At 39.5% G+C, this 2,760-nt stretch carries 4 protein-coding genes and 1 pseudogene; 2 read left to right on the forward strand and 3 right to left on the reverse strand.

The window, feature by feature from the left end:
- Positions 1–28: 28 nt before the first annotated feature.
- On the forward strand, positions 29–1,375 hold the full coding sequence (locus JWQ85_RS11790) for a PhoH family protein (RefSeq protein WP_299468148.1): 1,347 nt from the start codon (positions 29–31) through the stop codon (positions 1,373–1,375).
- A gap of 107 nt (positions 1,376–1,482) precedes the next feature.
- Here the strand turns inward: JWQ85_RS11790 and JWQ85_RS11795 are convergent, their stop codons facing one another.
- Complete coding sequence (locus JWQ85_RS11795) at positions 1,483–1,806, reverse strand: hypothetical protein (protein WP_256537164.1); 324 nt, start codon at positions 1,804–1,806, stop codon at positions 1,483–1,485.
- Positions 1,807–1,810: 4 nt separating this feature from the next.
- Positions 1,811–1,936, reverse strand: a complete 126-nt coding sequence (locus tag JWQ85_RS11800; RefSeq protein ID WP_256537163.1) for a hypothetical protein — start codon at positions 1,934–1,936, stop codon at positions 1,811–1,813.
- Between the two features lie 382 nt (positions 1,937–2,318).
- Between JWQ85_RS11800 and JWQ85_RS11805 the strand changes: the two genes are divergently transcribed.
- On the forward strand, positions 2,319–2,519 hold the full coding sequence (locus tag JWQ85_RS11805; RefSeq protein WP_299468146.1) for a hypothetical protein: 201 nt from the start codon (positions 2,319–2,321) through the stop codon (positions 2,517–2,519).
- Positions 2,520–2,524: 5 nt separating this feature from the next.
- Here the strand turns inward: JWQ85_RS11805 and JWQ85_RS11810 are convergent.
- Positions 2,525–2,760: pseudogene (locus tag JWQ85_RS11810) on the reverse strand (lipolytic protein G-D-S-L family); the annotation flags it as partial.

Consider the following 2,760-nt stretch of genomic DNA (forward strand, 5'->3'; position numbering starts at 1 on the left):
ATCCAAAATACCTAATTTAGCCTTGATGATGGAATCTACAGGAAAAACAGACGGAAAGAAGAAAATATTTGTGCTGGATACCTCGGTTATACTTTATGACCACAACGCCTTTGAGAATTTCCAGGAACATGACGTAGCCATACCCATACAGGTACTGGAAGAGCTGGACAACATGAAGAGCGGTAATGATACCCGCAATTTTGAGGCACGCAGCTTTATAAGGATAATGGACGACATGTCGCGTAACAGGCTGATAAATCAGTGGCTACCACTAAACGGCAAAAGCAAAGGTTGTTTTAAGGTGATAATGGATGTCAAAAATGCCAGCGCCGATGCCGAAGTTGTTTTTGGATCTGATAAGATAGATCACCGCATACTAAACGCCGCCCTGGGCGTTCAGTTTGAACATCCCGACAGGAAGGTGATCCTGGTATCAAAAGACATATGCTTGCGGCTGAAAGCAAAATCGCTTAACCTGTATGCAGAAGATTATGAAACAGGCAAGGTAAAAAACCTGGAAGAGCTTTATACCGGCAAAACCATTTTAAATAAAATTACCGAAAAACTACTAGGCAAACTCAATAAAAATAATAGCCTGCCCATCAGCGAACTGGGTATCGACCCGAAGTCGGGCAATCAGTTCTATGTATTAAACAACAAGAATGGCTCAGCATCGGGCTTTTATAATTCGCAAAGCGGGCAACTGGAAAAAGTTACAGAACAGCTGGTGTTAAATATATTCCCACGTAATACAGAGCAGGCCTTTGCTATACACGCGCTGTTGCACCCCGATATTAAACTGGTAACCATACAGGGCAACGCTGGTACCGGTAAAACCTTATTAGCTTTGGCCAGCGCGCTGGAACAACGCAAGCATTATCGCCAGATATTTGTAACACGCCCTATAATACCGCTAAGTAATAAAGATATTGGCTTTTTGCCCGGTGATATAAAATCAAAGATAGACCCATACATGGCCCCGATATGGGACAACCTGAAGTTTATTAAAGATCAGTTTGTAGATGACGAAAAGATGCAGGCTAAACTTGATGAGTTAGTAGCTAATGATAAAATATCTATTACCCCGCTGGCCTTTATCCGCGGGCGTACATTAAGTAAGATCTTCTTTATTGTTGATGAAGCGCAGAATTTAACCCCGCACGAGGTGAAAACCATTATATCCCGCGCAGGCGAAAACAGTAAATTTGTATTCACCGGTGATATTTACCAGATAGATACCCCGTATCTTGATGCAGAGAGTAATGGTTTATCGTACCTTATAGATAAGGCGAAAGGACACCCGCTTTACGCCCATATCACCTTACAAAAAGGTGAAAGGAGCGAGCTGGCTAATTTAGCCACGGAGTTGTTGTAAAAAAGAACAGGTCATCCTGAACTTATTTCAGGATCTCTCAGGACGGTTGATAAATTTGCAAGAGAGATGCCGAAATAAATTCGACATGACGGTTTTATTGTTTTTGCTTACGTTCTTGGTCTTTTAGGGTTAAACGCAACCAGGTAATCCAATTCATCAGCAATGATAGTACGTTTATCAATTTGGCTATCATCACGGGTATACGATTGTTTAAGCCCGGCTTTTACAGAGTTTAATACCTGTAGTAATATTTCAGGGACTATTTTGGTTGCATTGGTAGGGTAGTAGTTCTTTTGGATCTTTATCCTGTCGGCATTGGTAACCATACTAAATTCCCAATTATCATCTGCCTTAAAACCGTGCTCTTTGGCCAGGTTAGTCAGATCATAAAGGTACATTTTGGTTTGTGTTTCAATTGTCTGTTCACTCATTTAATTATTTTTTGCTTGATAGATCCGAAGAAGCCGAACCTTTACCTGATTGATATGCTGATTGCTTTTTGTTCACGTTTACGGTAGGTGCCTTTTTTGTTTCCTTAACCGTTTTTCTGTCTTTACTCATTGTATTGTGTGTTAATTGATGTTATGATCTGCTAATATTTGTAATGGCAATCATCTGCAGGTATTCATTAGCCAAAGCTTAATATTACCTTATCAGAAATTGGCAATGCCTAAATAAATTACTTTGTGTATGGGAAGGAATTTCTTAAAGCTAACCTTTATTTATTGAAAATCAGCTTATTTTGAAATATTTAATAAATGTAAATTATAAATTGCTATTTGTTACACATTGCTATGCCTTGATATACAAACTACTAACGGTTTAAACTAAGCTTAAAGTATTTTATTTAAACGAAAATCCGTTTAAAATGACTATATTGTCACCTTACAAAGCATCCGCTTTCTCAGCGGATGCTTTTTTTATTCACTAATCCAGATAAAATATGGCAAAATCGCAGGCAACCTTCATGAAAAAACAATTGGAAAAAAACCGGCAAAAAAAGAAAGAGGACAAGGCTCAGCGTAAACAGGAGCGCCAGGAAAACTCGTCAGGCGGCGACATGGATGGCATGATGGCTTACGTAAACGAATTTGGCGAGATAGTTTCTACCCCGCCCGAGAAAAAAACAAACGAACCGGATTAATCCTGTTACTTATACAACACCTTGTAGATGGCCTTGACCCAAAGTTCTCCTAAACGGGCAGCGCCTTTCTGGTTAGGATGCAGGTAAAAAATACCTTGCCGTCCTTGTTCATGCAATGCAGCATCTGTATAATTTTTCTTAAAGTATTCAAAACCCTGTGTATCTCCTACAAACACGTGGCCGGGGTTTATTGTGCTATAATTTTTAACAAGCAATTCAATTTGGGGGAAATAAGTTTGGA

The sequence above is a fragment of the Mucilaginibacter sp. genome (genome assembly GCF_028288105.1).
Taxonomy (GTDB): Bacteria; Bacteroidota; Bacteroidia; order Sphingobacteriales; family Sphingobacteriaceae; genus Mucilaginibacter.